The 349-nt window shown below is 63.6% G+C and carries 1 pseudogene; it reads right to left on the reverse strand.

The window, feature by feature from the left end:
- Positions 1-349 (reverse strand): annotated as a pseudogene (locus tag DEO48_RS26865) (type VI secretion system ATPase TssH); the annotation flags it as partial.

A 349-nucleotide genomic window follows, 5' to 3' on the forward strand; every position in this document is an offset into this window, starting at 1 on the left:
TCGACGAAGGTCAGCACGTGCCGTCAGCAGATGCCGGTGCAGATGTTCAATGGCAAGCGACTGGCCCCGGATGACGTCGCCAAGGTACGCCGGCAGGTTCATCACCACGTCCAGCTCGCTTTGCGAAATGCGGTTGACAGGCACGCCCGTCCACTCTGCCACCACCGAAGCCACCTGCCGGGCATCCACATGCGCCGACACCCGCACCGATGATGCCTGCAACGCGTCAAGCTCCTGCTCAAGCTGTCGCAGTGCAGCCACCGGTTCATCATCATCTTCACTCTCTGTCGCCAGCAGTTGCGCGCGCAGTGCGACGATCGCCTGCACCAGCCTGAGCTGCGCCTGCCAG

Origin of the sequence: Enterobacter sp. CGMCC 5087, from assembly GCF_003144775.1 — a bacterium.
GTDB classification, from domain to species: Bacteria; Pseudomonadota; Gammaproteobacteria; order Enterobacterales; family Enterobacteriaceae; genus Enterobacter; species Enterobacter cloacae_M.